This window comes from Variovorax sp. OK605 (assembly GCF_900115445.1).
Taxonomy (GTDB): domain Bacteria; phylum Pseudomonadota; class Gammaproteobacteria; order Burkholderiales; family Burkholderiaceae_C; genus Variovorax.
The window spans coordinates 514,045-539,375 of the sequence record NZ_FOWL01000003.1; the positions used below are offsets into that span (position 1 = coordinate 514,045).

Annotated in this window: 25 protein-coding genes; 13 read left to right on the plus strand and 12 right to left on the minus strand. The window is 70.2% G+C overall.

The window, feature by feature from the left end; translation table 11 throughout:
* The first annotated feature begins 7 nt into the window (after positions 1 to 7).
* The 3 genes from BM013_RS10610 to BM013_RS10620 are packed head-to-tail and all read left to right on the plus strand — an operon-like array spanning position 8 to position 2,329.
* Positions 8 to 565, plus strand: a complete 558-nt coding sequence (locus BM013_RS10610) for a VUT family protein (RefSeq protein WP_093126823.1) — start codon at positions 8 to 10, stop codon at positions 563 to 565.
* A 5-nt stretch (positions 566 to 570) separates the two neighbouring features.
* Positions 571 to 1,215 carry a flavin reductase family protein gene (locus BM013_RS10615; protein ID WP_256221451.1) on the plus strand — a complete coding sequence of 215 codons (645 nt, stop codon included), beginning with the start codon at positions 571 to 573 and terminating at the stop codon, positions 1,213 to 1,215.
* 49 nt (positions 1,216 to 1,264) lie between these two features.
* Positions 1,265 to 2,329: a ProQ/FINO family protein gene (locus BM013_RS10620; RefSeq protein ID WP_093126285.1), complete on the plus strand. Its 1,065-nt coding sequence runs from the start codon at positions 1,265 to 1,267 to the stop codon at positions 2,327 to 2,329.
* A 105-nt stretch (positions 2,330 to 2,434) separates the two neighbouring features.
* On the opposite strand, the gene htpX is transcribed toward BM013_RS10620, so the two are convergent.
* The 8 genes from htpX to BM013_RS10660 form a co-directional block, all read right to left on the minus strand.
* Entirely contained in the window at positions 2,435 to 3,310 is an 876-nt protein-coding gene (htpX, locus tag BM013_RS10625; RefSeq protein WP_093126288.1) for a protease HtpX, read from the minus strand.
* A 215-nt stretch (positions 3,311 to 3,525) separates the two neighbouring features.
* On the minus strand, positions 3,526 to 5,808 hold the full coding sequence (locus BM013_RS10630) for an IgaA/UmoB family intracellular growth attenuator (RefSeq protein WP_093126291.1): 2,283 nt from the start codon (positions 5,806 to 5,808) through the stop codon (positions 3,526 to 3,528).
* An 82-nt stretch (positions 5,809 to 5,890) separates the two neighbouring features.
* On the minus strand, positions 5,891 to 6,649 hold the full coding sequence (locus tag BM013_RS10635) for a DUF3025 domain-containing protein (protein WP_093126294.1): 759 nt from the start codon (positions 6,647 to 6,649) through the stop codon (positions 5,891 to 5,893).
* Positions 6,646 to 7,527, minus strand: a complete 882-nt coding sequence (locus tag BM013_RS10640) for an NYN domain-containing protein (RefSeq protein WP_093126296.1) — start codon at positions 7,525 to 7,527, stop codon at positions 6,646 to 6,648. The genes BM013_RS10635 and BM013_RS10640 overlap by 4 nt, the downstream gene beginning before the upstream one ends.
* Positions 7,524 to 8,564 carry a dihydroorotase gene (gene pyrC, locus BM013_RS10645; protein ID WP_093126297.1) on the minus strand — a complete coding sequence of 347 codons (1,041 nt, stop codon included), beginning with the start codon at positions 8,562 to 8,564 and terminating at the stop codon, positions 7,524 to 7,526. The genes BM013_RS10640 and pyrC overlap by 4 nt, the downstream gene beginning before the upstream one ends.
* Complete coding sequence (locus BM013_RS10650; RefSeq protein WP_093126300.1) at positions 8,561 to 9,118, minus strand: RNA polymerase sigma factor; 558 nt, start codon at positions 9,116 to 9,118, stop codon at positions 8,561 to 8,563. Before BM013_RS10650 ends, pyrC begins: the two co-directional genes overlap by 4 nt.
* A gap of 4 nt (positions 9,119 to 9,122) precedes the next feature.
* Positions 9,123 to 9,338 carry a YgaP family membrane protein gene (locus BM013_RS10655; RefSeq protein WP_093126302.1) on the minus strand — a complete coding sequence of 72 codons (216 nt, stop codon included), beginning with the start codon at positions 9,336 to 9,338 and terminating at the stop codon, positions 9,123 to 9,125.
* 122 nt (positions 9,339 to 9,460) lie between these two features.
* Positions 9,461 to 10,186 (minus strand): peptidoglycan-binding protein, encoded by a 726-nt coding sequence (locus BM013_RS10660; RefSeq protein WP_218153648.1) that lies wholly within the window; start codon positions 10,184 to 10,186, stop codon positions 9,461 to 9,463.
* 264 nt (positions 10,187 to 10,450) lie between these two features.
* On the opposite strand from BM013_RS10660, the gene BM013_RS10665 reads away from it, so the two are divergent.
* Positions 10,451 to 11,197: a DUF7003 family protein gene (locus BM013_RS10665; protein WP_093126307.1), complete on the plus strand. Its 747-nt coding sequence runs from the start codon at positions 10,451 to 10,453 to the stop codon at positions 11,195 to 11,197.
* Here BM013_RS10665 and BM013_RS10670 read toward each other — a convergent pair whose 3' ends face one another.
* The 3 genes from BM013_RS10670 to BM013_RS10680 are packed head-to-tail and all read right to left on the minus strand — an operon-like array spanning position 11,198 to position 14,536.
* Positions 11,198 to 11,779, minus strand: a complete 582-nt coding sequence (locus BM013_RS10670) for a hypothetical protein (protein WP_093126310.1) — start codon at positions 11,777 to 11,779, stop codon at positions 11,198 to 11,200.
* Entirely contained in the window at positions 11,776 to 13,251 is a 1,476-nt protein-coding gene (locus BM013_RS10675) for a UdgX family uracil-DNA binding protein (protein ID WP_093126313.1), read from the minus strand. Before BM013_RS10675 ends, BM013_RS10670 begins: the two co-directional genes overlap by 4 nt.
* 16 nt (positions 13,252 to 13,267) lie before the next feature.
* Positions 13,268 to 14,536, minus strand: a complete 1,269-nt coding sequence (locus BM013_RS10680; protein ID WP_093126316.1) for a putative DNA modification/repair radical SAM protein — start codon at positions 14,534 to 14,536, stop codon at positions 13,268 to 13,270.
* A gap of 121 nt (positions 14,537 to 14,657) precedes the next feature.
* Here BM013_RS10680 and BM013_RS10685 point away from each other — a divergent pair, with 121 nt between their 5' ends.
* From BM013_RS10685 to BM013_RS10700, 4 genes are all read left to right on the plus strand, one after another.
* The gene (locus tag BM013_RS10685) at positions 14,658 to 15,053 is read left to right on the plus strand and encodes a Rieske (2Fe-2S) protein (protein ID WP_093126318.1); all 396 of its coding nucleotides are present in this window, start codon (positions 14,658 to 14,660) and stop codon (positions 15,051 to 15,053) included.
* A gap of 23 nt (positions 15,054 to 15,076) precedes the next feature.
* Complete coding sequence (locus tag BM013_RS10690; protein WP_093126321.1) at positions 15,077 to 15,670, plus strand: YbhB/YbcL family Raf kinase inhibitor-like protein; 594 nt, start codon at positions 15,077 to 15,079, stop codon at positions 15,668 to 15,670.
* Positions 15,671 to 15,792: 122 nt separating this feature from the next.
* Positions 15,793 to 17,283 (plus strand): sensor domain-containing diguanylate cyclase, encoded by a 1,491-nt coding sequence (locus BM013_RS10695; protein ID WP_177225453.1) that lies wholly within the window; start codon positions 15,793 to 15,795, stop codon positions 17,281 to 17,283.
* Positions 17,284 to 17,326: 43 nt separating this feature from the next.
* Positions 17,327 to 17,638 (plus strand): hypothetical protein, encoded by a 312-nt coding sequence (locus BM013_RS10700; RefSeq protein ID WP_093126323.1) that lies wholly within the window; start codon positions 17,327 to 17,329, stop codon positions 17,636 to 17,638.
* Here the strand turns inward: BM013_RS10700 and BM013_RS10705 are convergent.
* Entirely contained in the window at positions 17,617 to 18,540 is a 924-nt protein-coding gene (locus tag BM013_RS10705) for a LysR family transcriptional regulator (RefSeq protein WP_093126326.1), read from the minus strand. The two genes, BM013_RS10700 and BM013_RS10705, sit on opposite strands and share 22 nt — an antisense overlap.
* A gap of 157 nt (positions 18,541 to 18,697) precedes the next feature.
* On the opposite strand from BM013_RS10705, the gene BM013_RS10710 reads away from it, so the two are divergent.
* The 5 genes from BM013_RS10710 to BM013_RS10730 are packed head-to-tail and all read left to right on the plus strand — an operon-like array spanning position 18,698 to position 25,269.
* On the plus strand, positions 18,698 to 20,833 hold the full coding sequence (locus BM013_RS10710) for a 3-hydroxyacyl-CoA dehydrogenase NAD-binding domain-containing protein (protein ID WP_093126329.1): 2,136 nt from the start codon (positions 18,698 to 18,700) through the stop codon (positions 20,831 to 20,833).
* A 30-nt stretch (positions 20,834 to 20,863) separates the two neighbouring features.
* Positions 20,864 to 22,054: an acetyl-CoA C-acyltransferase gene (locus BM013_RS10715; RefSeq protein ID WP_093126332.1), complete on the plus strand. Its 1,191-nt coding sequence runs from the start codon at positions 20,864 to 20,866 to the stop codon at positions 22,052 to 22,054.
* A 10-nt stretch (positions 22,055 to 22,064) separates the two neighbouring features.
* Positions 22,065 to 23,273, plus strand: coding sequence for an acyl-CoA dehydrogenase family protein (locus tag BM013_RS10720; RefSeq protein WP_093126334.1), 1,209 nt, complete (start codon positions 22,065 to 22,067; stop codon positions 23,271 to 23,273).
* A gap of 11 nt (positions 23,274 to 23,284) precedes the next feature.
* Positions 23,285 to 24,439, plus strand: coding sequence for an acyl-CoA dehydrogenase family protein (locus BM013_RS10725; RefSeq protein ID WP_093126337.1), 1,155 nt, complete (start codon positions 23,285 to 23,287; stop codon positions 24,437 to 24,439).
* Positions 24,436 to 25,269, plus strand: coding sequence for an oxepin-CoA hydrolase, alternative type (locus tag BM013_RS10730; protein ID WP_093126340.1), 834 nt, complete (start codon positions 24,436 to 24,438; stop codon positions 25,267 to 25,269). Before BM013_RS10725 ends, BM013_RS10730 begins: the two co-directional genes overlap by 4 nt.
* The last annotated feature ends 62 nt before the right edge of the window (positions 25,270 to 25,331 follow it).

The following is a 25,331-nucleotide window of genomic DNA, read 5'->3' on the forward strand; positions in this document are numbered from 1 at the left end:
GCAGGCCATGCAACCCACGCGCTTCGAGCGCCCCACGCTGGGCCACCTGACCGCCGCCACGCTGGCCATGGCGGCCGTGGTGCTGGCCTCCAACATCCTCGTGCAGTTCGCGCTCAACGACTGGCTGACCTGGGGCGCCTTCACCTACCCGGTGGCGTACCTCGTGAGCGATCTCGTCAACCGGCGCTTCGGTCCCGGCATGGCGCGGCGCGTGGCGTGGGTCGGCTTCGCGGTGGCGGTGGGCGTGTCGCTGCTGCTCGCACCGGCGCGCATCGCCGCGGCCTCGGGCCTGGCCTTCATCGCCTCGCAGCTGCTCGACATCGGCGTGTTCGACCGCCTGCGCCGCGGCCTGTGGTGGCGTGCGCCGCTGGTGGCCACCGTGATCGCGGCCGTGCTCGACAGCATCGTGTTCTGGGGCATCGCCTTCGCGGGCACCGACGGCCCGTGGCTCACCTGGGCGCTCGGCGACCTCGCCGTGAAGCTGGCCGTGGGCGTGCTGATGCTGCTGCCGTTCCGGCTGCTGATCGGCCGGCAGGCGGCACGGGCTTCGGCCCTGAGCCACTGAACCGCATGCGAACCACCGAGACTTCCATGGCCAGCGACGACTTCCATTTCTACGAACCCGCCAAGGGCCACGGCCTGCCGCACGACCCGTTCAACGCGATGGTCGGGCCGCGCCCCATCGGCTGGATCTCCTCGCAGGACGCGAACGGCGCGCTCAACCTCGCGCCGTACAGCTTCTTCAACGCCTTCAACTACACGCCGCCGCTGGTCGGCTTCGCCAGCATCGGCGCCAAGGACAGCCTGCACAACATCCGCCAGACACGGGAGTTCGGCTGGAACCTGGCGACCCGCCCGCTGGCCGAGCAGATGAACCGCTCGTGCGCGGCCGTGCCGCCCGAGGTCAACGAGTTCGAGCTCGCCGGCCTCACCACGGCCGCCTCGCGGACCATCGCGGTGCCGCGCGTGGCCGAGAGCCCCGTGTCCTTCGAGTGCAGGCTCACGCAGATCCTGCAGCTCGAGGGCGTGGACGGCGTGCCGGTGCAGACCTGGCTCGTCCTCGGCGAAGTGGTGGGCGTGCACATTGCGCGCCACCTGCTGAAGGACGGCATCTACGACACCGCCGCGGCGCAGCCCATCCTGCGCGGAGGCGGCCCTGCTGACTACTTCGAAGTCAGCCCCGACAATCTCTTCAGGATGTTCCGGCCGCGCTGAACGCGCCCCGCCGGCTTTCTTTTTTCCAATTCATTCCACCGCGCCCCGCATGACCGACGCTTCCACCGCCACCCCGAAGACGAACGCCCGCCCTCCCCGGCGCCCGCAACTGGACATGGCCGACCAGCTGAAGCAGCTGCAGGCCGGTACAGGAACCGACGCGGGCGCAGATGCGCCCGCGTCCAGCCAACCGGCAGAGCAGGCAGAGCAGGCCTCCCGCCCGCCGCGCCAGAAGAATCCCGGTGGCGGCGACGGCCGCGGCGGCCGCGGCCAGCGTCCGCAGCAGCCGCGCCAGCAGCAGCAGCAACAACAGAAGTCGCAGGCGCAGGCCCAGCCGGCACGCCCGCAACGCAAGGTGCACCCGGCGCTCGAGCGCCTGTTCGCGCTGTACCCCAAGCTGTTCGGCGCGCGCTTCGTGCCGCTGAAGCTGGGCGTGTACGACGAGCTGCTGGCCCGTCACCCCGAAGACTTCAAGGCCGAAGACCTCAAGGTGGCCATGGGCCTGCATGCGCGCTCCACGCGCTACCTCGAGGCCGTGGCCGCCGGCCTGGCGCGCCACGACCTCGACGGCAACGCGCTGGACCCGGTCGCGCCCGAGCATGTGCACCACGCCATCCTCGAACTGCACCGCCGCCGCATGCAGCGCAACAACGGTGAAGACCTGCGCCCGCAGCTGGTGACGCGCATCGCCAAGGCCATCGAGGCCTCCGGCCTCGACCGCGAGGCCTATGCGGTGCTCGTGCGTTCGCGCGACGCCAACGCCAACGCCGTGGTGGACGAAGCCCTGGCCGACCTCGCCCAGCAGGCCGCCAAGCGCGAAGCGCTGCTGCGCGCCTTCGAGGCCAGCGGCCGCAGCGAGCAGGAGTTCGCGGAGATGTACGGCATGGAACGCGCCGAGGTGACGCGCACGCTGCAGCGCGTGCGCGACGACCAGAAGAAGGCGCAGGCCGCCGCTGAAGCTGCCGAGGCCGCTGCGGTTGCCGCGGAGGCAGCCGCTGCCGCCGGGGCCACTGCCGAAGCAGTTGCTGTTGCCGTTTCGCCGTCGGCCGAGGAAGCGCCTGCTGAACTCTCGGAACCGTCGCAACCCTCGGAACCCGCGCCCACCGGCAACTGAGCGGTCACGGGCCGGCGGCGGCAACGAAGCCGGCACGCCGTTCGATGAACGAAAAAAGGGGCGGGTCCATGGACCCGCCCCTTTTCATTTGTGCTGCCGCTCAGCTCAACGCTGCGCGTTCTGCAGCGCCGCGATGCGATCCTCGATCGGCGGGTGCGTGGAGAACAGCTTGCCGATGCTGCCGGTGATGCCCATGGCTTCCACGGCCTTGGGCAGTTCGCCGGCCGGCAGGCCGCCCAGGCGGGCGAGCGCGTTGATCATCGGCTGCTTCTGGCCCATGAGCGCGGCGGCGCCGGCGTCGGCGCGGAACTCGCGGTGGCGCGAGAACCAGGCCACCACCATGGCGGCGGCGAAGCCGAGCACGATGTCCAGCACGATGGTGCTCACGTAGTAACCGATGCCGGGGCCCGACGAGCGATCGTCGCCGCGGCGCAGGAAGCTGTCGACCGCATAGCCGATCACACGCGACAGGAACACCACGAAGGTGTTCATCACGCCCTGGATCAGCGTCATGGTCACCATGTCGCCGTTGGCGATGTGCGCCACCTCGTGGCCGATGACGGCCTCGACCTCTTCGCGCGTCATGTTCTGCAGCAGGCCGGTGGACACCGCCACCAGCGACGAGTTCTTGAACGCGCCGGTGGCGAAGGCATTGGGCTCGCCCTCGAAGATGCCGACCTCGGGCATGCCGATGCCGGCCTTGTCGGCGAACTTGCGCACGGTGCCGACGATCCAGGCCTCGTCGGGCGTCTGGGGGTTGTCGATCATGTTCAGGCCGGCGGTCCACTTGGCCATGGGCTTGCTGATGAGCAGCGAGATGATCGCGCCGCCGAAACCCATCACCAGCGCGAAGCCGAGCAGCGCGCCCAGATTGAGGCCGTTGGCCGTCAGGAACCGGTTGACGCCGAGCAGGCTGGCGACCACGCCAAGCACCGCGACCACCATCACATTGGTCAGGACGAACAGAAGGATACGTTTCAAGTTGAATTCTCCGTGGGGAAATCTGCCACCTAGATGTGGGCCCAGGGGCCCACTTCAAGCCGTGCGCGGCATGGAGGCCCTGGGTGTTGTTGTGCGTTGTGGGGCGCTCCGGACGGCGGCAGCCGGTAAAGCCATGATAGGAGCAAAAGTTCCGGCGCCCGGGTATTCCCCGGGCGCGCAAAGGCCTGTCGGAGAGCGCCGAAGGCCCGGACGATTCAGAACAGGCCCGCTGTTCCCGGCGCCGGGCGCGTGGCAATGTCGGCCTGCAGGCGCGCGCCGCGGCGCATGCCCTGCGTCAGGCGCACCGCGAACAGCACGCCGTTGACCAGCACCAGCAGCGCCGCGAACAGCGCCCACAGTGTGTACGCACCGGCGCTGGCCCTGTGCGTGGCGTCCAGGCCCGGGTCGACGCGCACCCGCGTCGTGCCCGCGGCGTCCTTGCCGACGGCGGTCACCAGGCCCTCGAGCACGAAGGGGCGCAGGCCGTCGGCGGTGGCATTGCGCCGCAGCCGTTCCCAGCGTTCGAGCAGGGAACCGCTGGGCGAACCACCGGCCATGTCATCGGCCGCCGCATCCTCGGCGTCTTCGCCCGGCTCGGCGCCGGACTCACCCGACTCACTCAACTTGCCCCGCGCATCGCCGATGCGGGAGGTCGACGCCAGCAGCACGCCGCCCCTGGCCGGCACGATGGCCGGGCGCGCGGCCGCGATCTTCTCGGCGACCACGCTGTCGACGGCCTTGTGCAGCACGCGCTGCACGGTCGCGAGCTGGCTGCGCGACAGCACGAGGTCGGCGTTCTCCGCGCCCGCCTTCGCGCTGGCGGCCAGCGCCGCCCAGGTGGTGACGGGCGTGTCGGCGCCGTTCTTCTCGACGGTGGCGTCGATCGCGCGCACCAGCTCGCGCTGCAGGCGGCCGCAGGCTTCGGGCGAGAGCCCGCCGCTGTCGTTGCAGGCGGCGTCGATCATGGCCACCGAGCGGTCGAAGCCGCGCACGACCATGGGCATGTTCTCGCGCGCGCGGTAGGCCGCGAGCGGGTCGGGCGCCTGGCCCATCTGCATGCGCAGCATCGCGATGAGGGCGGCCGACATGCCGTTCTCCGACGCGCGGATGAAATCCGGCTGGGCGAGCGCCAGCACGCTCTGCGGAATGTCCAGCGCGGGCACGACCGGGTCGGAGCCGGCCCAGCGCACGGTGGTGCAGTCGATGACCGGCACGGCGTGCGCGTCATCGCCGCGGCCGTTCATGTCCGTGTCGATATTCATCTCGCAGCGGGCTTCGCCTTCCATGTTCGCGAAGCTGGCCCATTTCGGCGGGTTTTCCTCCAGCTGCACGGGGTCGGCATAGGCCGGGCTCCTGGCGTGCGAGAGCCACTGCGCGACCACCGCCGCCTCGCCGCGCAGGTCGGGTGCCGACAGCGCCAGCGCGCCGAGGGCCAGCAGCCCGACCAGCAACAGCAGCAGGTGGCGGCCCCAGTACACGGGGCGAAAGCGCCGCCACTCGTCGGCCACGGACCACCGGTCGCCGAAGCTCACCGCGCTGTAGTCGCTGGTGCGCAGCTCGGCCTCGATCACCTCGCCGTACGGCACCGACGCGGGGTTGCTCCAGTGCGAAGGCAGCACCAGGCTCAGCTTGTCGCCGATGAACATGCCGACCTTGCGGACCGCCACGTTGCGCACGTCGGCCACGGCGATCTGGTTGAGCATGCCGCGCACGCGGTTCACGGGCTGCGGCTGGCGCACCGCCGCCGCGGCCGACGGCCGGCGCACAAAGAGCCACGCGCCCCACAGCGCGGCGAGCAGGCCCGCGCCCAGCAGGTAGGCCTGCGCGCCGCGCGTGGCGTCCCAGGTGGCGATCCACAGCAGCACGAAGGCGGCCAGCCACGCGAAGGCGGACGCCCAGCCGCCGCGGCCCATGCGGCTCGCGACTTCCTCGGGCGTCTCGGTGCGCTGGCCGAGGATGTCGACCTCGCCGCGCTCGTAGCGGGCGAGCGGGTTCGCGTCTTGAGCGACCTCGTCGAGGCTCGGCAGCGCGCCGGCTTCGCCGCGCTTCCATTGCTTGTCCTGCGCCTGCTGGCGCTGCGCGCGCTGGCGGCCTTCGAGCAGGTCGAAGCCGTTCACGCGGATCACCACCGCGCACTTCCTGCTGAGCACGACCAGCGCCTCGTTGTGCGGCTCGACGTGGTCGAAGGCGTCGTAGGGCAGCAGCACGTCGACGTCGCCGATGGTGTCGTGCTCGGTCGACGAGCCCTGCGACTGCAGGCCATGGCGCAGGAAGGCGCCGCGCAGTTCGCGCACCTCGTCGCCGACCGTGAGGTCCTGCCCCATCAGGAAGGGCTGCAGTGCGGATTTCTCTTCGTCGGTGATGCGGCGCAGCACGGGCGTGTTGCGAAAGTCCTTCAGCGCGTCGCGGTTGCCGGAGCGGCGCGAGGCGTAGACGATGAAGCTGTAGATCGCGTAAAGAATCAGCCCGACCTTGAGCAGAAGAATGACGGTGTCCATGTTGTTGTGTGAGCTCCTCTGAAATGGAATGCAGCCCGCGTGCGGTGCACGCGCTGCGGCGGGCCTCCCGAGCCCGCGAAAACTACGCTGTGACGATGTTCGGCAAGGGCCGGAAGACCCCCGCGTCGGCGTAGAAAGATGCCGCTGTATTTTCAGCGCACCAGCCGGGCACGCCGAGCACCGGAAGGGGTACGAAAGGCTTCGTTCGGAGCCAGTCCGCATCGAAATTTCCTGCGGTCGTTGCGTCGTCGAGCGCCAGCGGTGCGCTCATGTCATGCGGCAGCAGCACGTGCGCCGTGATCGGCTTGCGCGGCGTCACCAGCTTCTCGAGCAGCGCGTGCCCGAACAGCAGCAGACGCGCCTCGCGCCACAGGCCGCGCTGCGTGACGAACAGCGCATGCCAGTCGCGCGCGGCCAGCGCCCGCCACAGCGCGGGCGGCGCGTCGAGCAGCGCGCCGTTTTCGTCGAACAGCGTGAGCGCGTCGCGCAGCGGCCCGCGCACGGCCCCGACACCGGCGTGCGCGATCTCGCCCGCCTGAAGCGCGTTGAGGCGGCGCTTGGTGTGCGGAAACGCGAGCCACACGAGTCCGTTGAAGAAGTCGTGCAGGTTGTCGCGCGTGGGCACGCTGCGGGTCTGGAAGATGTGCGCCTCGTAGGCCCGGCCTGGAGGCAGTGCGTCCTGGTGCACGAAGTCGGGCACCGGCGTGGGTACGGGCACAGGCTTGGCGCCCTGCAGCGCGGCGGCCACGCCGGCGTGCCGCGCGGCCTGCGCCACCGCTTCGCCGCTCGAACGATAGGGCGCCAGCCAGGGCTGCGCCCAGTCGATCGCCGGCAGGGTCAAGACGCGGGCGCGCCCGTCCAGCGGATGCGGTCGGGGTGCTGCATCACCGCGAACTCCGCGGTGAGCTTGTCGAACAGCTTGAGCGAGCTGCCGTGCTTGCCGAGCAGGCCGGCGGTGCGCAAGGCTTTCGCCACGTCGTTGAGCGGCACTTCCTTGCCGCTGCGCAACGCGGGCGCTGCCTGCAGGATGAACTCGGCGGCTTCGGACGGAGGTTGCGGCTTCGGCGCAGCGGGCGTCTTGGCGGGCGTCTTGGCAGCCGTCTTGACGGCCGTCTTGCGTGCGGTCTTCTTCGCTGCGGCTTTCTTCGCTGCCGCAGCGGCAGGTGCGGCTGCCGTGGCCGTCGCCGTGCCGGCGCTCTTCGCGCGCGAGGTCTTGGTGGCGGCCGACTTGGCCGTGGCCGTGGCCGTCTTCTTCGCGGGCGTGGTGCGCACCGCGGGCGCCGCGTAGCTTGCGCCGTGGTGCGCCAGGTCCATGAAGCTGTCGTAGATGCCGACCGTTTCCTCGCCCGTCTTGCCCTGCTGGCCGATGCCGCAGACGCGGCAGCCCTTTTCGCGCAGGCGGATCACCAGCGGCGCGAAGTCGGAGTCGGACGACACCAGCACCACCACGTCGGGACGCTCGTCGATCACGAGGTCGATGGCGTCGACGGCCAGTGCGATGTCGGTGCTGTTCTTGCCGGTCGACAGGTTCACCATCGGGCGCACCGACAGCCGCTTGAACAGGGCCTGGCGGTTCACCGCCATCTCGGCGTTGCAGTAGGCGCGGCGCACGTGGATGGCGCCGTACTCGTCCATCGTGCGTTGCACGGCCTGTTCGATCACATCGGCCGAGACGTTGTCGGCGTCGATCAGCAGCATCACGCGCAGCGTGGGGGTCATGCGAGTTTCCAGTTCATGGTTTCGCCGCCGCGCAAGGGCTTCAGCGTGGCGTCGCCGTAAGGCACGGTTTCCGGCACGGTCCAGCTTTCGCGCTTGAGCGTGACGGTGTCGGTGTGGCGCGGCAGTTCGTAGAAGTCGGGGCCGTGGAAGCTCGCGAAGCCTTCGAGCTTGTCGAGCGCGTTCACGCTGTCGAAGGCCTCGGCGTACAGCTCGATGGCGGTGAGCGCGGTGTAGCAGCCGGCGCAGCCCAGTGCGTGTTCCTTCAGGTGCGCCGGGTGCGGCGCGCTGTCGGTGCCCAGGAAGAAGCGGTCGCTGCCGCTGGTGGCCGCCTCGACCAGCGCCACGCGGTGCGTCTCGCGCTTGAGCACGGGCAGGCAGTAGTAGTGCGGGCGGATGCCGCCGGTGAAGATGGCGTTGCGGTTGTACAGCAGGTGGTGCGCCGTGATGGTGGCGGCCGTGAAGCGGTCGGCGTCGCGCACGTAGTGGGCGCCTTCCTTGGTGGTGAGGTGCTCGAACACCACCTTGAGTTCGGGGAAGTCGCGGCGCAGCGGAATCATCACGCGGTCGACGAACACGGCTTCGCGGTCGAACAGGTCGATGGCGGGGTCGGTCACCTCGCCGTGCACCAGCAGCAGCAGGCCGTGCTTCTGCATGGCCTCGAGCGTCTTGTAGGTCTTGCGGATGTCGGTCACGCCGGCATCGCTGTTGGTGGTGGCGCCGGCCGGGTAGAGCTTGAGCGCGCGCACGCCGGCAACGGCTGCCAGCGCGATTTCCTCGGGCGGCAGCTTGTCGGTCAGGTAGAGCGACATCACGGGCTCGAAGGCGATGCCTTCGGGCACGGCGGCAAGGATGCGTTCGCGGTAGGCCACGGCCTGCGCGGCGGTGGTCACGGGGGGACGCAGGTTCGGCATGATCAGCGCGCGGCCGAACTGGCGGGCGCTGTGGGGAACGACGGCTTCGAGGGCGGCGCCATCGCGCACGTGCAAGTGCCAGTCGTCGGGGCGGGTGATCGTGAGGGTCGTGGGGATGTCTGTCATGGCGGGGGGATTGTCGCATCGCCCCCCAGCAAATACTCGCGCACCAGCGCCCGCGCGCGGTGCAGCCGGCTCTTGACGGCGCCCGGCGGCTCGCCCAGCCGTTCGGCGATCTCGGCGATGGTGAGCTCCTCGAAATCGCGCAGCAGCACCACCTCGCGGTAGTGCGCGGGCAGCGACTCCAGCGCATGCGTCAGGTCCAGCCGCAGCGCGCCGTCGCTGCGGCTGGCGAGCTGGCGCTCGGCCGTCTCGTCGTCCAGCGGCTCGTGGCGGAACATGGCGCGCTGCAGCTTCAGGCACTCGCGCCGGATGACGGTGAAGAGCCACGCCGAGAACGCCGCGGCCGCCTTCAGCCCGCGCACCTTGCGCACGATCACCAGCAGCGACTCCTGCACGGCGTCGTCGACGTCGCTGGCCTGGCAATGGCGCCAGGCGTAGCGGCGCGCGTCGGTCTGGCAGGCCGCCAGCAGGCCCTCGATGGCGGCGGGGTCGCCGGTCTGCGCCGCGCGGACCAGCGCGGTGCGCTCGATGCTGGCAGCGGCGGCAGCGGCGGTCATGGGGTCAGCGCCCCTTGGCGGGCTTGCGCCCGACCATGGCGCACATCGGGCAGAAGCCGACCAGGCCGGTGAGCGCGAGCATGGCGCCCGCCAGCCCGGCGGCCACGGCGAGCGTGGAGCCCGCCGCGCCCCAGTTCATGGCGGCGAAGACCAGGCCGGCGAGGCCCATGGCGATGCGCAGCGCGCGTTCCCAGCCGGGGACATTCTTGACGTAGAGCATGGCGATTCCTTCGTTCCTTGGATGCATGAGGAAGACCCTCGGACACAAGGAGGCGTCGAACCCGCCAAACGGTTCGCGAAAAGTTCGGGGGCCCGCGAATTCTGTGCGCAGGCGAGAAACAGCTAGCGCAGGAACACCCGGCAGGTGCGCGAGCTCGCGGCCTGCACCCATTTGTAGAAATTGACCGAGCTGCGCGTGCCCTTGTTGGGCGGCCAGGGGTCGAACACGCGCAGCGTGGTGCCGCGCCCGCTCGGGTCGCTGTCGCCGCGGATGCCCGCGACCACCACCGTGTGGCCCGGCCGGCCGGCGCCTTGCGCATAACCCTTCGGGCCCCACAGCATGTCGAGCATGACCGGGCCCGCCTCCAGCGCGGCGCGCAGCGACTTGAGCGACCAGGGCGACGGCGCGCGCACCGTGAGGCCGTGCGCCTGCGCAAAGCGCCGCCCGCCCGCCATGCCGTCGTCGTGGGTATCGATGAAGGACTGCAGTGCGCCGTCGGTGGCGAGCAGGTCGCCGGGTGTGCGCGCCAGCACCGCGGCCACGGTGGAGCGGGTCATCATCGCGATGCCCGCGGCCCAGCACAGCGCAGCCTCGGGCGGCGGGATCAGCGCCACGGGGTGCAGGATGGGCGCGTCGCGCTCGCCGTCGAAGGCCACGTTCTGCGTGCACGGGCCGGCCTCGCCGTCTTCCACCAGCCAGTGCGCGGCCTGCAGGCGCAGCACGGCGGCGCGGGTGCGCGGACCGTAGTCGCCGTCGGTGACCAGCGCGGGGCTGGGCGAGAGCTTGCGGTTCAGCGCCTCCTGCAAACGGCGAACGTCGGCTCCGCGCCAACCCTGTTTCAGCATCATCAACGTGCTTTCTCTTTCTGCCGGCGCGCGCATGGCGGCCTCTGGAATTCGAGCGTCTGCATTGTCAAAACCCGGCGCCTCAGCGTCTATTCGCCGGATGGCGTAGCCGGTATGGAGGTGTACGCGGCGCCGCGGCGAACGGTTTCATCAGCGCGTCACCTTGGTCGCACCATCTCGGTCACGCATATCGGCCACGCATATCGGCCACGTCATCCTCCGGCGCTAAAGTCGGCGCCGGGGTCCGCCGCGGGCCCGGGAGCCTCCATGCAGAACTGGCAAGAAGCCGACATCCTTTCCGTGCTCGACCGGTGTTGCGACCACTACGTGTTCCCGATGCTGGACAACGGCTACGTCTACCTCGCGGCCACGCGCCTGTCGCTGTACCGCTCGGCCGACGACTGGGCCATGGTCATCGAGGTGTTCGGCTTCTCGCCGAGGTCGGGCCTGCCCGACACGCACGTGCACACTTTCGCCAGCCGCCTGCACGACCGCGACACGGCCACGGCCTGCGTGAACGCCGAGGCATACGCCAACTACCTGGCGAACAACCCGAACAACGAATCGCGCTTCGTCCACCCCATCGATCCGGGCGGCTGGCTCGACGAGGACAGCGAGGAATGGGTGGCCAACGGCCCGCGCGAACTGGCGCTGCGCGGCCGCGCGATGGCCGCGCCGTCGCTCGCGGACTGCGCGGCCCACGGCATCGTTCCCATGGAAGAAGGCCGGCTGCACACCTTCGAGCTCTGCCGCATCCTCGCGGCCACGCACCGCGAGGAGGTGCTGGCCACGGAAGCCGAGCGCCGGGCCAGCGTGCGGCCGGAGATGCAGCAGATCCTGCAGCTCGAAGCGTGGCATCACCCCGACGTGGTCGACGAAGCGGCGCGGCCGGGCCATTCAGAGACGTTCCAGCAGCTGGCCCGGGTGCTGGTGACCGGCGACGCCGCGCACTACCGGCCCACGCAGGCGCCGAACACGCACTGGGAGAACTGGCCGGACGGCGGAACGCTCTAGCTAGCCCTTGCCGTCCGTGGTGTACGTGGTGTCCGTCCAAAGCGACGGGCAGGCCTTCGGGCTCAGGCAGTTGCGCCCTTCCTGCGGCGGATCGATGCACAGGCCGGCCAGCGGATGCAGCACGGCCTCCACCGCCTGCGCCTCGCGCACGGTGCGCGCCGTCACGTCGTAAGGCTCGTCGGCATCGGCCATCGACAGCTCCAGCCGGCCGGCGCGCAGCCACGCGAACACCGCCACGCCAGCGATGCGCACCTGCCCCGGCTGCCGCACCGGCAGGCCGTAGCCGTGCGCCGCGGAAACGAACTTCTTGAATTCGGTGCCGCTGTAGTGCACGCCGATCACGGGCTCGGGGTGGTCCGGCGGCAGGCGCTCCAGCGCGATGCCCAGCCGCGCGAACACCTCGCACAGCCGCGCCTCGGACGCAACGGCCAGCGCCACGCGCAAGCAGTCGCCGTCGTTCGCATGGCCGCCGAAGGCCCGGCAGAAGCGGAAGAAGGAAAGGCTGCGTGCCCAGTCGCGCAAGGTCTCGCGCGAGTGCCGCTCGTGCAGGTACGCGTTCCAGCGTGAGTCGTCGGTGTTCATGAACCTTCGATGATCGCAGGCGCCGCCATCGCGCGGGCCAGGTCGGCCAGCCAGAGCGCATGCGCCTCGCCGCGCTGTTCGTCGGGCAGGCGCAGCAACGCCGAGGGATGCAGCGTGACGAACACCGGCAAGCCGTCGCCGCGTTCGTTCAGCCAGGCGCCGCGCTCGGCCTGCACCGCCACCGGCCGCCCGAGCAAGGCGCGCGCGGCCGTGGCGCCGAGCGCCACCAGCGCCTTCGGGCGCACCAGCGAGATTTCGCTGTCGAGCCAGTGCGCGCAGGCCTCGGCCTCGCGCTGTCCTGCCGTCTTGTGGATGCGGCGCTTGCCGCGCAGTTCGTACTTGAAATGCTTGACGGCGTTGGCCAGGTACACGCTGTCGCGCGCCCAGCCCAGCTGCGCCATCGCGCGGTCGAGCAGCTGGCCGGCCGGGCCGACGAAGGGGCGGCCGGCCAGGTCCTCCTGGTCGCCGGGCTGTTCGCCCACGAGCATGTGGCCCGCGCCCAGCGGCCCCTCGCCGCACACCGCCTGCGTGGCGAACGCGCCGATGGGGCAGGCGCGGCAGGCGTGCGCCGCGGCGCGCAACTCGCCCAGGTCGGCGGGCGCCACGCCGCCGCCCGGCAGCGGGTTCAGCAACAGGGGTGCGCGGATGCGGCGCGCGGGCGTGGCCGGCGCGTCGATCATCGATTGGCTGCGCGCGCCGGCCGCCTCGGCCAGCGGCTGGATCAGCGCGGCCTCCGGCAGGTTGTGCCAGTAGCGCCGCGGCATCTCGCGCCGCATCGTCGCGAGCTTCAGGCGCGCGGGGTTGAAGATGTTCTCGTAGTAGGTGAGCCAGAGCTGCTCGCCCGCGTCGGGCGGCGGCTTCTCGCGGCGGTCCGCGCCGTCGCGGAACGACAGCGCCTGGCCGTCCCACTCGACGCAGCGCTCCGGCGTGAGGATGGCCCAGCGCATCTGCGCGAAGCGGCGCGCGAAGAACGGCGCATTGGCCTCCACGATGCGGTGATCGGGCTCGAACCACGCGACATGGCGTTCGCCGGCCTGTTCCTGTTCTGCATCCGAACCGGCCACGCGCGTGAACCGCACGAAGGCCCGCATCTTGTGGATGTCGCGGTGCACGGCCTTGGCCATCAGCTGCGCCTGCATCATGTCGGCGTCGATCGGGTCGTGGCGCAGGCCCGGCTCGTGCGCGAGCCGCCACAGCAGCCGGTACAGCAGCGCGAAGCGCTGCGCATCGCGGTGCAGGATCACGTCGGCGCACAGCGCGATGAAGGAGGCGGGCACGGGATGCCGCGCGGCGCCTGCTGCGGGAGGCAAGGGCGCATCGCCGCCGGCCTCGCCGAACAGGTCGGCCGCGCCGCCGGGCGCACTGCCGTCGTGCCACTCGACGTGGTCCGGCGGCACGCCGGCCGCCAGCAGCTGCCGCGCGTGCCGGCGGAAGGCATCGAGGTCGATCGGGTCTTCGAGCCGCACCTGCATGACGCGTCCGTTCGGTTCAGAACAGCGAGGCCTGCGCAGCCTGTGCGGCAGCGGGTTGCGCCGTGGGCGCCGTGGCGGCCATCGCGCCCGCCGCCGGCCGGTGGCCGTCGGCCACCACGAACGGCAGCACCTTGCGCGCCGGCACGTGCAGCCGCCGCAGGTCGTCCGCGCGCACCCGGCGCACGCGCCGCGCCTGCAGCAGCCGCTCGACCGCCTTCACGCCCAGCCCCGGCACGCGCAGCAGCATCTCGCGCGGCGCGTGGTTCAGGTCGACCGGAAAGCGATCGGCATGCGCCAGCGCCCAGGCCAGCTTGGGGTCGACGTCGAGCCGCAGCAGGCCGTCGGGCGCGGCCACGATCTCCTGGTGCTCGAAGCCGTAGAAGCGCATGAGCCAGTCGGCCTGGTACAGCCGGTGCTCGCGCATCAGCGGCGGCGCGGCCAGCGGCAGCGCGCGCGCCGCGTCGGGAATCGGGCTGAAGGCCGAGTAGTACACGCGCTTGAGCTTGTACGCGCCGTACAGCGTGGCGCTCGACGCGAGGATGTGGCGGTCGTCGGTGGCGTCGGCGCCCACGATCATCTGCGTGCTCTGCCCGGCGGGCGCGAACGGCGGCGGCTTCGCGGGCGTGGCTGACGCGCCAGGCAGCGCGCGAATGGGCACCACGCGGCGCGCCTCCTCGCGCGTGTCATCGATGCGCAGGCGCAGCCGCGCCATCGAGCGGCGGATGGCGCTCTCGTCCTTCTCGGGCGCCAGCGCGCGCAGGCCTTCGGTGGTGGGCATCTCGACGTTGATGCTGAGCCGGTCGGCATAGCGGCCGGCGCGCGCGATCAGCTCGTCGCTGGCGTCGGGAATGGTCTTCAGGTGGATGTAGCCGCGAAAGTCGTGTTCTTCGCGCAGCAGGCGCGCCACCTCGACCACCTGCTCCATGGTGTGGTCGGGCGACTTGATGATGCCGCTGGACAGGAACAGGCCTTCGATGCAGTTGCGGCGGTAGAAGTCGAGCGTGAGCTGCACCACCTCCTCGACGCGAAAGCGCGCGCGCGGCACGTTGCTCGACGCGCGGTTCACGCAGTACAGGCAGTCGTACTGGCAGTGGTTGGTCAGCAGCACCTTCAGCAGCGAGATGCAGCGGCCGTCGGGCGCATAGCTGTGGCAGATGCCCGCCCCTCCGGTCGAGCCGATGCCGCGCCCGCCCAGCGAGTCGCGCGGCTGCGAGCCGCTGGACGCGCAGGAGGCGTCGTACTTGGCGGCGTCGGCCAGGATGGCGAGTTTGCGCTGGATGTCCACGAGGTTTCCTTGAGCGGAATGCTGTATGAATATACAGTCTTCAGCAAAGGCCGGGAACATGAAAAGACATACGTTTCACACGTTGCGCAGCCGCCGAACCTTGGGCTACCCTCCCCGGCAGATGTCAGACGATTCCACCGCACCCGCACCCGCCCCCGCACCCGCGACCCACCGTGGCGCCACGGCACCCGCCGCCGGCCCGATGGCCGCCAACCTCGCCGACGGCGGCCTGGCCGCCAGGTTCACCACCCCCGACGGCGCGCCCGCCTTCGCGGTGCGCTGGCACGGCGCCGTGTACGCCTACCTCAACCAGTGCCCGCATGCCGGCGGCCCGCTCGACTTCGAAGGCCAGGTGCTCGAAAGCTCGGGCCGCTTCCTGATGTGCGCGCGCCACGGCGCCATCTTCGAGCCCGACACCGGCAAGTGCGTGGGCGGCCCGTGCCGCGGCGCACGGCTCACGCCGCTGGCGGTGCACGAGCAGGCGGACGGCAGCGTGTGGCTCGGCCACGCCGGATGAACTCAAGCTTTCAAGGAGATTCCATGCGCAACAAGTTCCACTCTCTCGCCCTGCCTGCAGCGGCGCTCGCCCTTGCGGGCCTCATGGCCGGCTGCGCCGGCATGCCGGCCGGCTCGGGCCCCGGCGGCAAGGCCTTCACCGGCATGCGCGTGACGTCCAGCGCCTTCGCCGACAACAGCGTCATTCCGGCCGACCACGGCGGCGCCGGCGACTGCGGCGGCAAGAACGTGTCGCTGCCCGTGGCCTGGAGCAACCTGCCGGCCAAGACCCGGTCGGTGGCCGTGCTGGTGTTCGACCCGGACGGCGCGGCCGGCCTGGGCGTGTCGCACTGGGTGGCCTACAACATCGCGGCCGATCGCGGCGAGCTCAAGGCGGGCGAAGGCCAGGCCGGCTCGAACTTCAACTTCACCATGGGCCCGAACGTGGCCGGCGCGCCCGCCTACCGCGGCATGTGCCCGCCGGTGGGCGACCGCCCGCACCACTACGTGCTGACCGTGGTCGCCTCCGACCTCGCACCGGGCGCGCTGCCGGCCGGCCTCGCGCGCGACGCGCTGCTGGCCGCGCTCAAGGGCCACGCACTGGGCGGGCAGAGCGTGGTGGGGCTGTACAGCCGCTGAGGGGCGGTGCACCGATGCGCCCAGGGGGCACGAGCCCCTTTGGTGCGCACGGTTAATAGTTAAGATTCCAGCCCGCCGGCGCCCGCCGGCAATGGCCCCGCCGCTTTCCGAAAGCTCCACCGATGGTCTTGTCCGCCGCCGCGTCCGATGTCTCCCAGCCCACCGACGACCTCGACGCCATGTTCGACCTGGCACCCGTCTCCCTCTGGATCGAGGACTACAGCGAACTCAAGCGCAAGCTCGACGGCTGGCGCGCCGAAGGCATCACCGACCTGGTGGCCTACCTGTCGGAAGACCCGAAGCGCGTGAGCGACTGCATGGCGTTGCTGAAGGTGCTGCGCGTCAACCAGCACACGCTGAAGCTCTTTGCCGCCGACAGCCAGGACACCCTGCTCGGCGCGCTCGACCGCGTCTTCCGCGGCGACATGTCAGCCACCGTGGTGCACGAGCTCGACCAGCTCTGGCGCGGCGAGCTCACCTTCGAGAGCGAAACCGTCAACTACGCGCTGGACGGCCGCCGGCTCGACGTGCGCGTGCGCGCCCGCGTGCTGCCCGGCCACGAGCACGGCTGGGACCGCGTGCTGGTCTCGCTGGACGACATCACCGAGCGCGTGGCCGCGCAGCGCCTGCGCGACGAGAGCGCCATGTACGCGCGCAGCCTGTTCGACCGCTCGCCGGTGTCGCTGTGGGTGGAAGACTTCAGCGCGGTGCGCACGCTGATGCAGAACATCCGCGCGCGCGGCATCACCGACTTCGCCACCTTCATCAAGGTGCATCCCGAGTTCGTCACGCGCTGCATGCAGGAGATCCGCGTCGTCGACGTGAACCAGGAAACCCTGCGCATGTTCGGCGCGCCCGACCTGCAGACCCTGCTGGGCAACCTCTCGCGCATCTTCCGCGACGAGATGCGCGAGTCCTTCGCCGAGCAGCTGCAGGACCTGTGGAACGGCAAGACCGTGCAGCACCGCGAGGTGCTCAACTATTCGCTGTCGGGCGAGGTGCTGAACATCCACATGCAGTTCGCGGTGCAGGACGACCGGCTCGACAGCTGGGACCTGGTGCTGGTGTCGCTGGTGGACATCACCGCGCGCAAGAAGGCCGAGGCGTATCTCGAGTACCTCGGCAAGCACGACGTGCTCACGCAGCTGTGCAACCGCACCTACTACTCCGAGGAGCTCAACCGCCTGTCGCGCAAGGGCCCTTGGCCGGTGTCGATCGTGGCGATCGACCTGAACGGCCTGAAGCAGCTCAACGACCAGGAAGGCCATGCCGCCGGCGACTCGTTGCTGCGCCGCATGGGCGAGGTGCTCGACAAGGCCGTCGACCCGCCGGCCTGGCCCGCGCGCATCGGCGGCGACGAGTTCGCGGTGCTGCTGCCGCTGACCGACGAGCGCGGCGCCGAAGCCATGCGCGAGCGCATCCTCGCGCTGCTCGAGATGAACAACCAGTTCCACGCCGGCCAGAGCGGCCACGCGCTGAGCCTGGCGATCGGGCTCGCCACCTGCCATGCGGGGGAAACGCTGGAGTCGGCGCTGCAACGGGCCGACCGGGCGATGTACGACGACAAGGCGCGGTATTACGAGGCCGAGGGGAAAGAGCGGCGCGGAGCCTGAGGCGTGGGCTAATCTGCGGGACTGTCCACCCTGAAGCGAATCGATGCCACTTGACTCCCTTGCAGAAGCGCTGATCCGTCCCGTCTCCGAGTTCGTGCTGCAGCCCATCGCGGAGTGCGTGGCGCACGTGGCCGGTTACCTCACCGGCGTGGTGATCGTCCCGGTGGCCACGCTGGGCCACATGTTCGTCAAGCATCCCAAGGGAGAGTTCGACCTGCCGCCCGGGCGAAACTGGGCCCGGACACCCAACGGCCGCATCGTGCTGAGCGAGGATTGGGGCACTCTCGCAGGCATGTTCACCTGGCTGCTGATCGGCGCGGCGGCACTCCTTGTCTACTGCACATCGGGCCCCTGAGCCGGCGCGTCGCCCGGCCCCCGCACCCGCTCCAGCACGAAGTCGATGAACGTCCGGATCGCCCGCGTGTGCTGGCGGTTCGGCATGTACAGCATGAACATCTGCGTGCCGAAGATGCTCAGGCGCCAGTCGTCCAGCGTGGTCACCACGTCGCCTTTGCGCACGTCTTCCTGCACCACGTAGTCGGGCACCAGCCCGATGCCCAGGCCCGCGAGGATGGCCTGGCGCAGGAATAGAAAGTTTTCCGAAATCAGCGTCGGCTCCAGGATCACCTCTCTTCGTGTCTCGCCCTGGTAGGCCGACACGCGCAGCTGCCGGCCGATGACGGCGGCCGTGACCACCGGCGCGCCCTGCAGCGCGTCGAGCTGCGTGGGCAGCGGGTGCTTCGCCGCGTAACCGGTCGAGGCGCAGGCCACGTAGCGCACCGGCCCCATCTCGCGCGCCACCAGGTTCTGCGGCGGCTCGGGAATCACGCGGATGGCGATGTCGACCTCGTCGCGCAGCAGGTCCTCGATGCGGTTCTCGAACACCACGTCGAGCACGATGCCGGGGAACTGGCGCTTGAAGTCGATCAGCCAGTCGGCCATCACCAGCTGCCCGTAGCCGCTGGGCACGCTCAGCCGCACGCGGCCCTGCAGGCCCTGGCCCAGCTCGGTGACCGATTCGCGCGCCGCCAGCAGCTCGCCCTGGATCGCCACGCCGTGCTGGTACAGCCGCAGGCCGATCTCGGTCGGCTCGGCGCGCCGGGTGGTGCGGCGCACCAGCTGCGCGCCCACCGAGCGCTCCAGCTGGTTCAGGTGGTAGCTGACGTTGGCGCGGGTCATCTTGAGCCGGCGGGCCGCCGCGCTCAGGTTGCCCGCATCGAGGATTTCCACCAGCAGGGTGAGCGATTGCAGGTCCATGCCAGCGATTGTGTCAAAAATTCTTTGACAGTCTGTCAACCGTCTATGCAATTGTCAAAGCCGGGCTGCGGGCAAAGAATGCGGGGTTCACCCCCAGAGCCTCGGACCCCTCCCCTCGCATTCGCGCTGCAGGGTCCGCCACGCAAGAGACAAGCACATGGCCAACACAACCCCTAGCCCTTCCACGTCTTCCGGTCCCGTCACCTTCGAGCGTCACGGCGACGTGTTCGTGGTGACCATCGACAACCCGCCCGTCAACGCCCTGGGCGTGGACGTGCGCCGCGGCCTCGTGGCCGCCATCGACGCGGCGGAAGCCGACAGCGCCGCCCGTGCGGTGCTGATCGTCGGCGCCGGCCGCAACTTCATCGCCGGCGCGGACATCCGCGAGTTCGGCCAGGCGCCGCAGCCACCCTCGCTGCCCGAGGCCTGCCTGAAGATCGAGAACTGCACGAAGCCGGTGATCGCCGCCATCCACGGCGCCGCGCTGGGCGGCGGGCTCGAAGTGGCGCTGTCGGCGCACTACCGCCTGGCCTCGCCCACCGCCAAGCTGGGCCTGCCCGAAGTGGCGCTCGGCCTGCTGCCCGGCTCGGGCGGCACGCAGCGCACGCCGCGCCTGATCGGCGTGAAGCCCGCGCTCGAACTCATGCTGAGCGGGCGCCATGCGCTCGCCAAGGAAGCGCTGTCGCTCGGCCTCGTCGACCGCCTGGGCACCGACGCCGACGCGCGCGCCGAAGGCCTGGCCTATGCGAACGAGCTGATCGCCGCCAACGCCCCGGTGCGCCGCTCGCGCGAAGCCACCGGCCTGGCCGACACCGAAGCCAGCCGCGCCGCCCTGGAGGCCGCGCGCGCCGACACCGCCAAGAAGAGCCGCGGCCTGTTCTCGCCGATGAAGATCATCGAAGCCGTCGAAGGCGCGCTCACGCTGCCCTTCGACGAAGGCATGGCGCTGGAGCGCAAGCTGTTCCTGCAGTGCATCGACAGCCCGCAGCGCGCCGGCCTGATCCACGCCTTCTTCGCCGAGCGCGAAGTGCTCAAGGCGCCCGAGACCCGCAGCGCCAAGCCGCGCAAGCTCGAAGCGGCCGGCATCGTCGGCGGCGGCACCATGGGCGCGGGCATTGCCGTGGCCATGCTGGACGCGGGCATGCCCGTGACCATGATCGAGCGCGACGAGCCCAGCCTTGCGCGCGGCCGCGCGCACGTGGAGAAGGTGTACGACGGCCTCATCGCCAAGGGCCGCATGACGCCCGAGGCCAAGGCGGCCGTGATGTCGCGCTTCAACGGCTCGACCTCTTACGACGCGCTCGCCAGCGTCGACATCGTGGTCGAGGCGGTGTTCGAAGAGATGGGTGTGAAGAAGGCCGTGTTCGCCGAGCTCGACCGCGTGTGCAAGCCCGGCGCCGTGCTGGCCACCAACACCTCGTACCTGGACATCGACGAAATCGCGGCCAGCGTCTCGCGCCCGCAGGACGTGGTGGGCCTGCACTTCTTCTCGCCGGCCAACATCATGAAGCTGCTGGAGATCGTGGTGCCCGCCAAGGTGAGCGCCGACGTGGTCGCCACCGGCTTCGAACTCGCCAAGAAGCTCAAGAAGGTGCCGGTGCGCGCCGGCGTGTGCGACGGCTTCATCGGCAACCGCATCCTGGCCGTGTACCGCCAGGCCGCCGACCACATGATGGAAGACGGCGCCTCGCCGTACGAGATCGACGCGGCCGTGCGCAACTTCGGCTACCCGATGGGCCCGTTCCAGGTGTCCGACCTGGCCGGCGGCGACATCGGCTGGGCCACGCGCAAGCGCAAGGCCGCCACGCGCGACCCGCAGGCGCGCTACGTGCAGGTGGCCGACCGCATCTGCGAGCGCGGCTGGTTCGGCCAGAAGACGCAGCGCGGCTACTACCTGTACCCCGAAGGCGCGCGCGCCGGCCAGCCCGACCCCGAGGTGCTGGCCATCATCGACGCCGAGCGCGAGCGCGCCGGCATCACGCCGCGCAAGTTCACCGAAGAAGAAATCATGCGCCGCTACATGGCCGCCATGGTCAACGAAGGCGCCAACGTGGTGCTGCAGCGCATCGCGCTGCGCCCGCTCGACGTGGACGTGACCTTCCTCTACGGCTACGGCTTCCCGCGTTTTCGCGGCGGCCCCATGAAGTACGCCGACACGGTGGGCCTGCCCCAGGTGCTGGCCGACATCCGCGAGTTCGCCAAGGAAGACCCGATCTTCTGGAAGCCGTCGCCGCTGCTGGTCGAGCTGGTCGGGCGCGGCGCCGACTTCGCCAGCCTGAACCAATCCGAGTAATCCAACGTCAGCCGTCCAGGAGATATTCCCATGCGCGAAGCCGTCATCGTTTCCACCGCCCGCACCCCGCTCACCAAGGCGCACCGCGGCGAATTCAACATCACCTCCGGCGCCACGCTGGCGGCCTTCGCCGTGAAGGCGGCCGTGGAACGCTCGGGCCTCGACCCGGCGCTGATCGAGGACGCGATCCTCGGCTGCGGCTACCCCGAGGGCACCACGGGCCGCAACATCGCGCGCCAGAGCATCATCCGCGCGGGCCTGCCCATCAGCATCGCCGGCACCACGGTGAACCGCTTCTGCGCCTCGGGCCTGCAGGCCATCGCGATGGCGGCGGGCCGCATCGTGGTGGACGGCGCGCCGGCCATGATCGCGGGCGGCGTGGAGAGCATCTCGCAGATCCGCGGCCGCAGCCCCGGCGATGGCGGCGACCTCAGCCTGGACCCGTGGATCGTCGAGCACAAGCCCGAGCTCTACATGGCGATGATCGACACCGCCGACATCGTGGCCAAGCGCTACAACATCAGCCGCGAGGCGCAGGACCGCTTCTCGGCCGAAAGCCAGCGCAAGACCGAAGAAGCGCAACTGGCCGGGCGCTACAAGGACGAGATCGTGGCCTGCACCACCACGATGGCCGTGACCGACAAGGAAACGAAGGAAGTCACCCACCGCGAAGTCACCGCCACGGAAGACAACTGCAACCGCCGCGGCACCACCTACGAGGCGCTCGCCAAACTGAAGCCGGTGATGGGCGAAGACAAGTTCATCACCGCCGGCAACGCATCGCAGCTGTCCGACGGCGCATCGGCCTGCGTGCTGATGGAAGCCAAGGACGCCGAGCGCGCCAACCTCAAGCCGCTGGGTGCCTTCCGCGGCCTCGCGCTGGCCGGCTGCGAACCCGACGAGATGGGCATCGGCCCGGTCTTCGCGGTGCCCAAGCTGCTCGCGCGCCACGGCCTGACGGTCGACGACATCGACCTGTGGGAACTCAACGAAGCCTTCGCCTCGCAGTCGATCTACTGCCAGGACAAGCTGGGCATTCCGTCGGAACGCCTGAACGTGAACGGCGGCGCGATCTCCATCGGCCACCCCTTCGGCATGACCGGCGCGCGCCTCACGGGCCACGTGCTCATCGAAGGCAAGCGCCGCGGCGCCAAGTACGCCGTGGTCACGATGTGCATCGCCGGCGGCATGGGCGCCGCGGGCCTGTTCGAAATCTATTGAGGAGCGCGCGATGGACCTGAACTTCACGACCGAAGAAGAAGCCTTCCGCAGCGAAGTGCGCGCCTTCCTGGCCGACAAGCTGCCGGTGCGGCTGTCCGAGAAAGTGCGCGGCGGCAAGATCCTGGAGAAGGCCGACATGCAGGAATGGCACGCCATCCTGAATGCGCGCGGCTGGCTCGCCAACCACTGGCCCGAGCAGTACGGCGGGCCGGGCTGGACGGCGGTCGAGAAGTTCATCTTCGAGCACGAATGCGCGCTGGCGTTCGCGCCGCGCATCGTGCCCTTCGGCGTGAACATGCTCGGGCCGGTGCTCATCAAGTACGGCAGCGAAACACAGAAGCAGTACTGGCTGCCGCGCATCCTGGACGGCGCCGACTGGTGGTGCCAGGGCTACTCGGAACCCGGCGCGGGCTCCGACCTGGCCGCGGTGAAGACCTCGGCCGTGCGCGGCATCGACGCGCAGGGCGACCACTACATCGTGAACGGCCAGAAGACCTGGACCACGCTGGGCCAGCACGCCAACATGATCTTCTGCCTGGTGCGCACCAACCGCGAGGCGAAGAAGCAGGAAGGCATCAGCTTCCTGCTGATCGACATGACCTCGCCCGGCGTGGAAGTGCGCCCGATCATCACGCTCGACGGCGAGCACGAGGTGAACGAGGTGTTCTTCTCCGACGTGCGCGTGCCGGCCGAGAACCTCGTGGGCGAGGAGAACAAGGGCTGGACCTGCGCCAAGTTCCTGCTGACCTACGAGCGCACCAACATCGCGGGCGTGGGCTTCTCGGTGGCCGCGCTCGAGCAGCTCAAGGGCATTGCCGCGTCGCAGACCAGGAACGGCAAGCCGCTGGCCGACGACCCGGCCTTCGCGGCGCGCCTGGCGCGCGTGGAGATCGACCTGGAGAACATGAAGACCACCAACCTGCGCGTGATCGCGGCGGTGGCCGGCGGCGGCGTGCCGGGCGCGGAGAGCTCGATGCTGAAGATCCGCGGCACCGAGATCCGCCAGGAAATCTCGTCGCTCGCGCGCCGCGCCATGGGCGTGTACGGCCGCCCCTTCATCGCCGAGGCGCTGAAGGACGGCTACACGGGAGAGACCTTCGGCCCCGGCTACGCGTCGGCCGCCGCCTCGCGCTACTTCAACAACCGCAAGCTGTCGATCTTCGGCGGCTCGAATGAAATCCAGAAGAACATCATCTCCAAGATGATTTTGGGCCTGTAAGGAGACATGCAATGAACTTCGAACACACCGAAGACCGGCGCATGCTCGCCGACAGCCTGAACCGCTTCATCAGCGAGCAGTACGCGTTCGACGCGCGCGACCGCATCGCGAAGTCGGACCACGGGTTCAGCAAGGAAATCTTCCAGCAGTTCGCCGAACTGGGCGTGATCGGCGCGCTGTTCAGCGAGGCCGACGGCGGCTTCGGCGGCGGCGGCTTCGACGTGGCCGTGGTCTTCGAGGCGCTGGGCCGCGGCCTGGTGATCGAGCCGCTGCTGGGCGCGGTGATGGTCGGCGAGGCGCTCGTCGTGGCCGGCAACGGCGCGCAGAAGGAGAAGCTGGCCGACATCATCAACGGCGTGAGCGTCGTGGCCTTCGCGCACGACGAAGCCGACACGCACTACGAGCGCACCCGCGTTTCAACCCGCGCCGAACGCAGCGGCGACGGCTGGGTGCTGCACGGCGCCAAGGCCGTGGTGCCTCAAGGCGAGCAGGCCGACCTGTTCCTGGTCTCGGCCCGCACCTCGGGCAACGTGGACGACGAAGCCGGCATCTCGCTGTTTCTCGTGCCCGCCAAGACCGCGGGCCTCACGGTGCGCGGCTGCCCTTCCATCGACGGCGGCCGCGTGGCCGAGCTCGCGTTCGACGGCATGAAGCTGGGCGCCGACGCCTTGCTGGGCACCGAAGGCCAGGGCCACGCCACGCTGGAACGCGCCATCGGCCGCGGCGTGCTGGCCCTGTGCGCCGAAGCGCTGGGCGCGATGGAAGCCGCCAAGGCCGCCACGCTGGAGTACCTGCGCACGCGCAAGCAGTTCGGCATTCTCATCGGCAGCTTCCAGGCCCTGCAGCACCGCATGGCCGACCTGCTGCTCGAAATCGAACAGGCGCGCTCGGCCGTGATCAACGCCGCGGCCGCCATCGACACCGGCGACCGCGTGACGCGCGAGCGCGCGCTGTCGGCAGCCAAGTTCAGCATCGGGCGCATCGGCGCGCTGGTGGCCGAGGAAAGCATCCAGATGCACGGCGGCATCGGCATGACCTGGGAGCTGCCCCTGCCCCACTACGCCAAGCGCCTCGTGATGATCGACCACCAGCTGGGCGACGAAGACCACCACCTGCAGCGCTACATCGCCCTGGGCAAGGAATCCGGCAAGGAGGTGGCGGCATGAGCGAAACCACCGCGAACAAGACCGTGCTGATCTCGCAGGAAGGCGCCGTGCGCATCCTGACCAACAGCAACCCCGGCGCGCGCAACGCGATCACGCCCACGCTGTACGCCGAGCTGAGCGCCGCGCTGGCCGACGCCGAGCAAGACCCCGAAGTGGGCGCCATCGTCTTCACCGGCGCGGGCGACTTCTTCTGCTCCGGCGGCGACCTGAACCTGCTGGCCAAGCGCCGCGAGCTGCCGATGGCCGAGCGCCGCCAGATCCTGGAAGGCCTCAACAACCTGATCCGCGCGCTGCGCGACTGCGGCAAGCCGGTGATCGCGGCCGTCGAAGGCGGCGCGGCCGGCGCGGGCCTGTCGATGGCGCTGGCCTGCGACATGCTGGTGTCGGCGCGCGATGCGTTCTTCACCGTGGCCTACGTGAAGGTCGGCCTCACGCCCGACGGCGGCGCCACGGCCTTCCTGGCCGAGTTCGTCTCGCGCCAGGTGCTGACCGAGCTGTGCCTCACCGGCGACCGCATGACGGCCGAGCGGCTGAACCAGCTGGGCGCCGTGAACCGCCTGACCGACAAGGGCGCGGCGCTGGCCGAAGCCGTTGCGCTGGCGGCCAAGGTGGCGACCGGCCCGCAACGCGCGACCACGCGCATCAAGACGCTGTGCCGCCAGGCGCACCACGCCACGCTCGAAGAGCAGCTCGACGCCGAGGCCGTGTTCATGGTCGAGTCGCAGGGCGACGCCGAGGCGGCCGAAGGCATCGGTGCGTTCCTGGGCAAGCGCAAGGCCGACTTCGTGGCGCTGCGTCACCAGGGCCACGAGGCCAAGGACGCGTCCTGACGCGGGCCCTGCCGCCTTTCTCCCATGCCTCGCACGCCGTGCGGGGCTTTCTCGTTTTCCGG

Bases quoted from the DNA above. Each gene is read 5' to 3' on its own strand.
- BM013_RS10690 (WP_093126321.1), top strand. From the start codon at position 15,077: ATGCGCAACAAGTTCCACTCTCTCGCCCTGCCTGCAGCGGCGCTCGCC.
- BM013_RS10720 (WP_093126334.1), top strand. From the start codon at position 22,065: ATGGACCTGAACTTCACGACCGAAGAAGAAGCCTTCCGCAGCGAAGTG.
- BM013_RS10660 (WP_218153648.1), bottom strand. From the start codon at position 10,186: ATGATGCTGAAACAGGGTTGGCGCGGAGCCGACGTTCGCCGTTTGCAG.
- BM013_RS10620 (WP_093126285.1), top strand. From the start codon at position 1,265: ATGACCGACGCTTCCACCGCCACCCCGAAGACGAACGCCCGCCCTCCC.
- pyrC (WP_093126297.1), bottom strand. From the start codon at position 8,564: ATGACAGACATCCCCACGACCCTCACGATCACCCGCCCCGACGACTGG.
- BM013_RS10685 (WP_093126318.1), top strand. From the start codon at position 14,658: ATGTCAGACGATTCCACCGCACCCGCACCCGCCCCCGCACCCGCGACC.
- BM013_RS10650 (WP_093126300.1), bottom strand. From the start codon at position 9,118: ATGACCGCCGCTGCCGCCGCTGCCAGCATCGAGCGCACCGCGCTGGTC.
- BM013_RS10715 (WP_093126332.1), top strand. From the start codon at position 20,864: ATGCGCGAAGCCGTCATCGTTTCCACCGCCCGCACCCCGCTCACCAAG.
- BM013_RS10700 (WP_093126323.1), top strand. From the start codon at position 17,327: ATGCCACTTGACTCCCTTGCAGAAGCGCTGATCCGTCCCGTCTCCGAG.
- BM013_RS10710 (WP_093126329.1), top strand. From the start codon at position 18,698: ATGGCCAACACAACCCCTAGCCCTTCCACGTCTTCCGGTCCCGTCACC.
- BM013_RS10655 (WP_093126302.1), bottom strand. From the start codon at position 9,338: ATGCTCTACGTCAAGAATGTCCCCGGCTGGGAACGCGCGCTGCGCATC.
- BM013_RS10695 (WP_177225453.1), top strand. From the start codon at position 15,793: ATGGTCTTGTCCGCCGCCGCGTCCGATGTCTCCCAGCCCACCGACGAC.
- BM013_RS10705 (WP_093126326.1), bottom strand. From the start codon at position 18,540: ATGGACCTGCAATCGCTCACCCTGCTGGTGGAAATCCTCGATGCGGGC.
- BM013_RS10615 (WP_256221451.1), top strand. From the start codon at position 571: ATGCGAACCACCGAGACTTCCATGGCCAGCGACGACTTCCATTTCTAC.
- BM013_RS10670 (WP_093126310.1), bottom strand. From the start codon at position 11,779: ATGAACACCGACGACTCACGCTGGAACGCGTACCTGCACGAGCGGCAC.
- BM013_RS10730 (WP_093126340.1), top strand. From the start codon at position 24,436: ATGAGCGAAACCACCGCGAACAAGACCGTGCTGATCTCGCAGGAAGGC.
- BM013_RS10665 (WP_093126307.1), top strand. From the start codon at position 10,451: ATGCAGAACTGGCAAGAAGCCGACATCCTTTCCGTGCTCGACCGGTGT.
- BM013_RS10675 (WP_093126313.1), bottom strand. From the start codon at position 13,251: ATGCAGGTGCGGCTCGAAGACCCGATCGACCTCGATGCCTTCCGCCGG.
- BM013_RS10630 (WP_093126291.1), bottom strand. From the start codon at position 5,808: ATGGACACCGTCATTCTTCTGCTCAAGGTCGGGCTGATTCTTTACGCG.
- BM013_RS10610 (WP_093126823.1), top strand. From the start codon at position 8: ATGCAACCCACGCGCTTCGAGCGCCCCACGCTGGGCCACCTGACCGCC.
- BM013_RS10725 (WP_093126337.1), top strand. From the start codon at position 23,285: ATGAACTTCGAACACACCGAAGACCGGCGCATGCTCGCCGACAGCCTG.
- BM013_RS10640 (WP_093126296.1), bottom strand. From the start codon at position 7,527: ATGACCCCCACGCTGCGCGTGATGCTGCTGATCGACGCCGACAACGTC.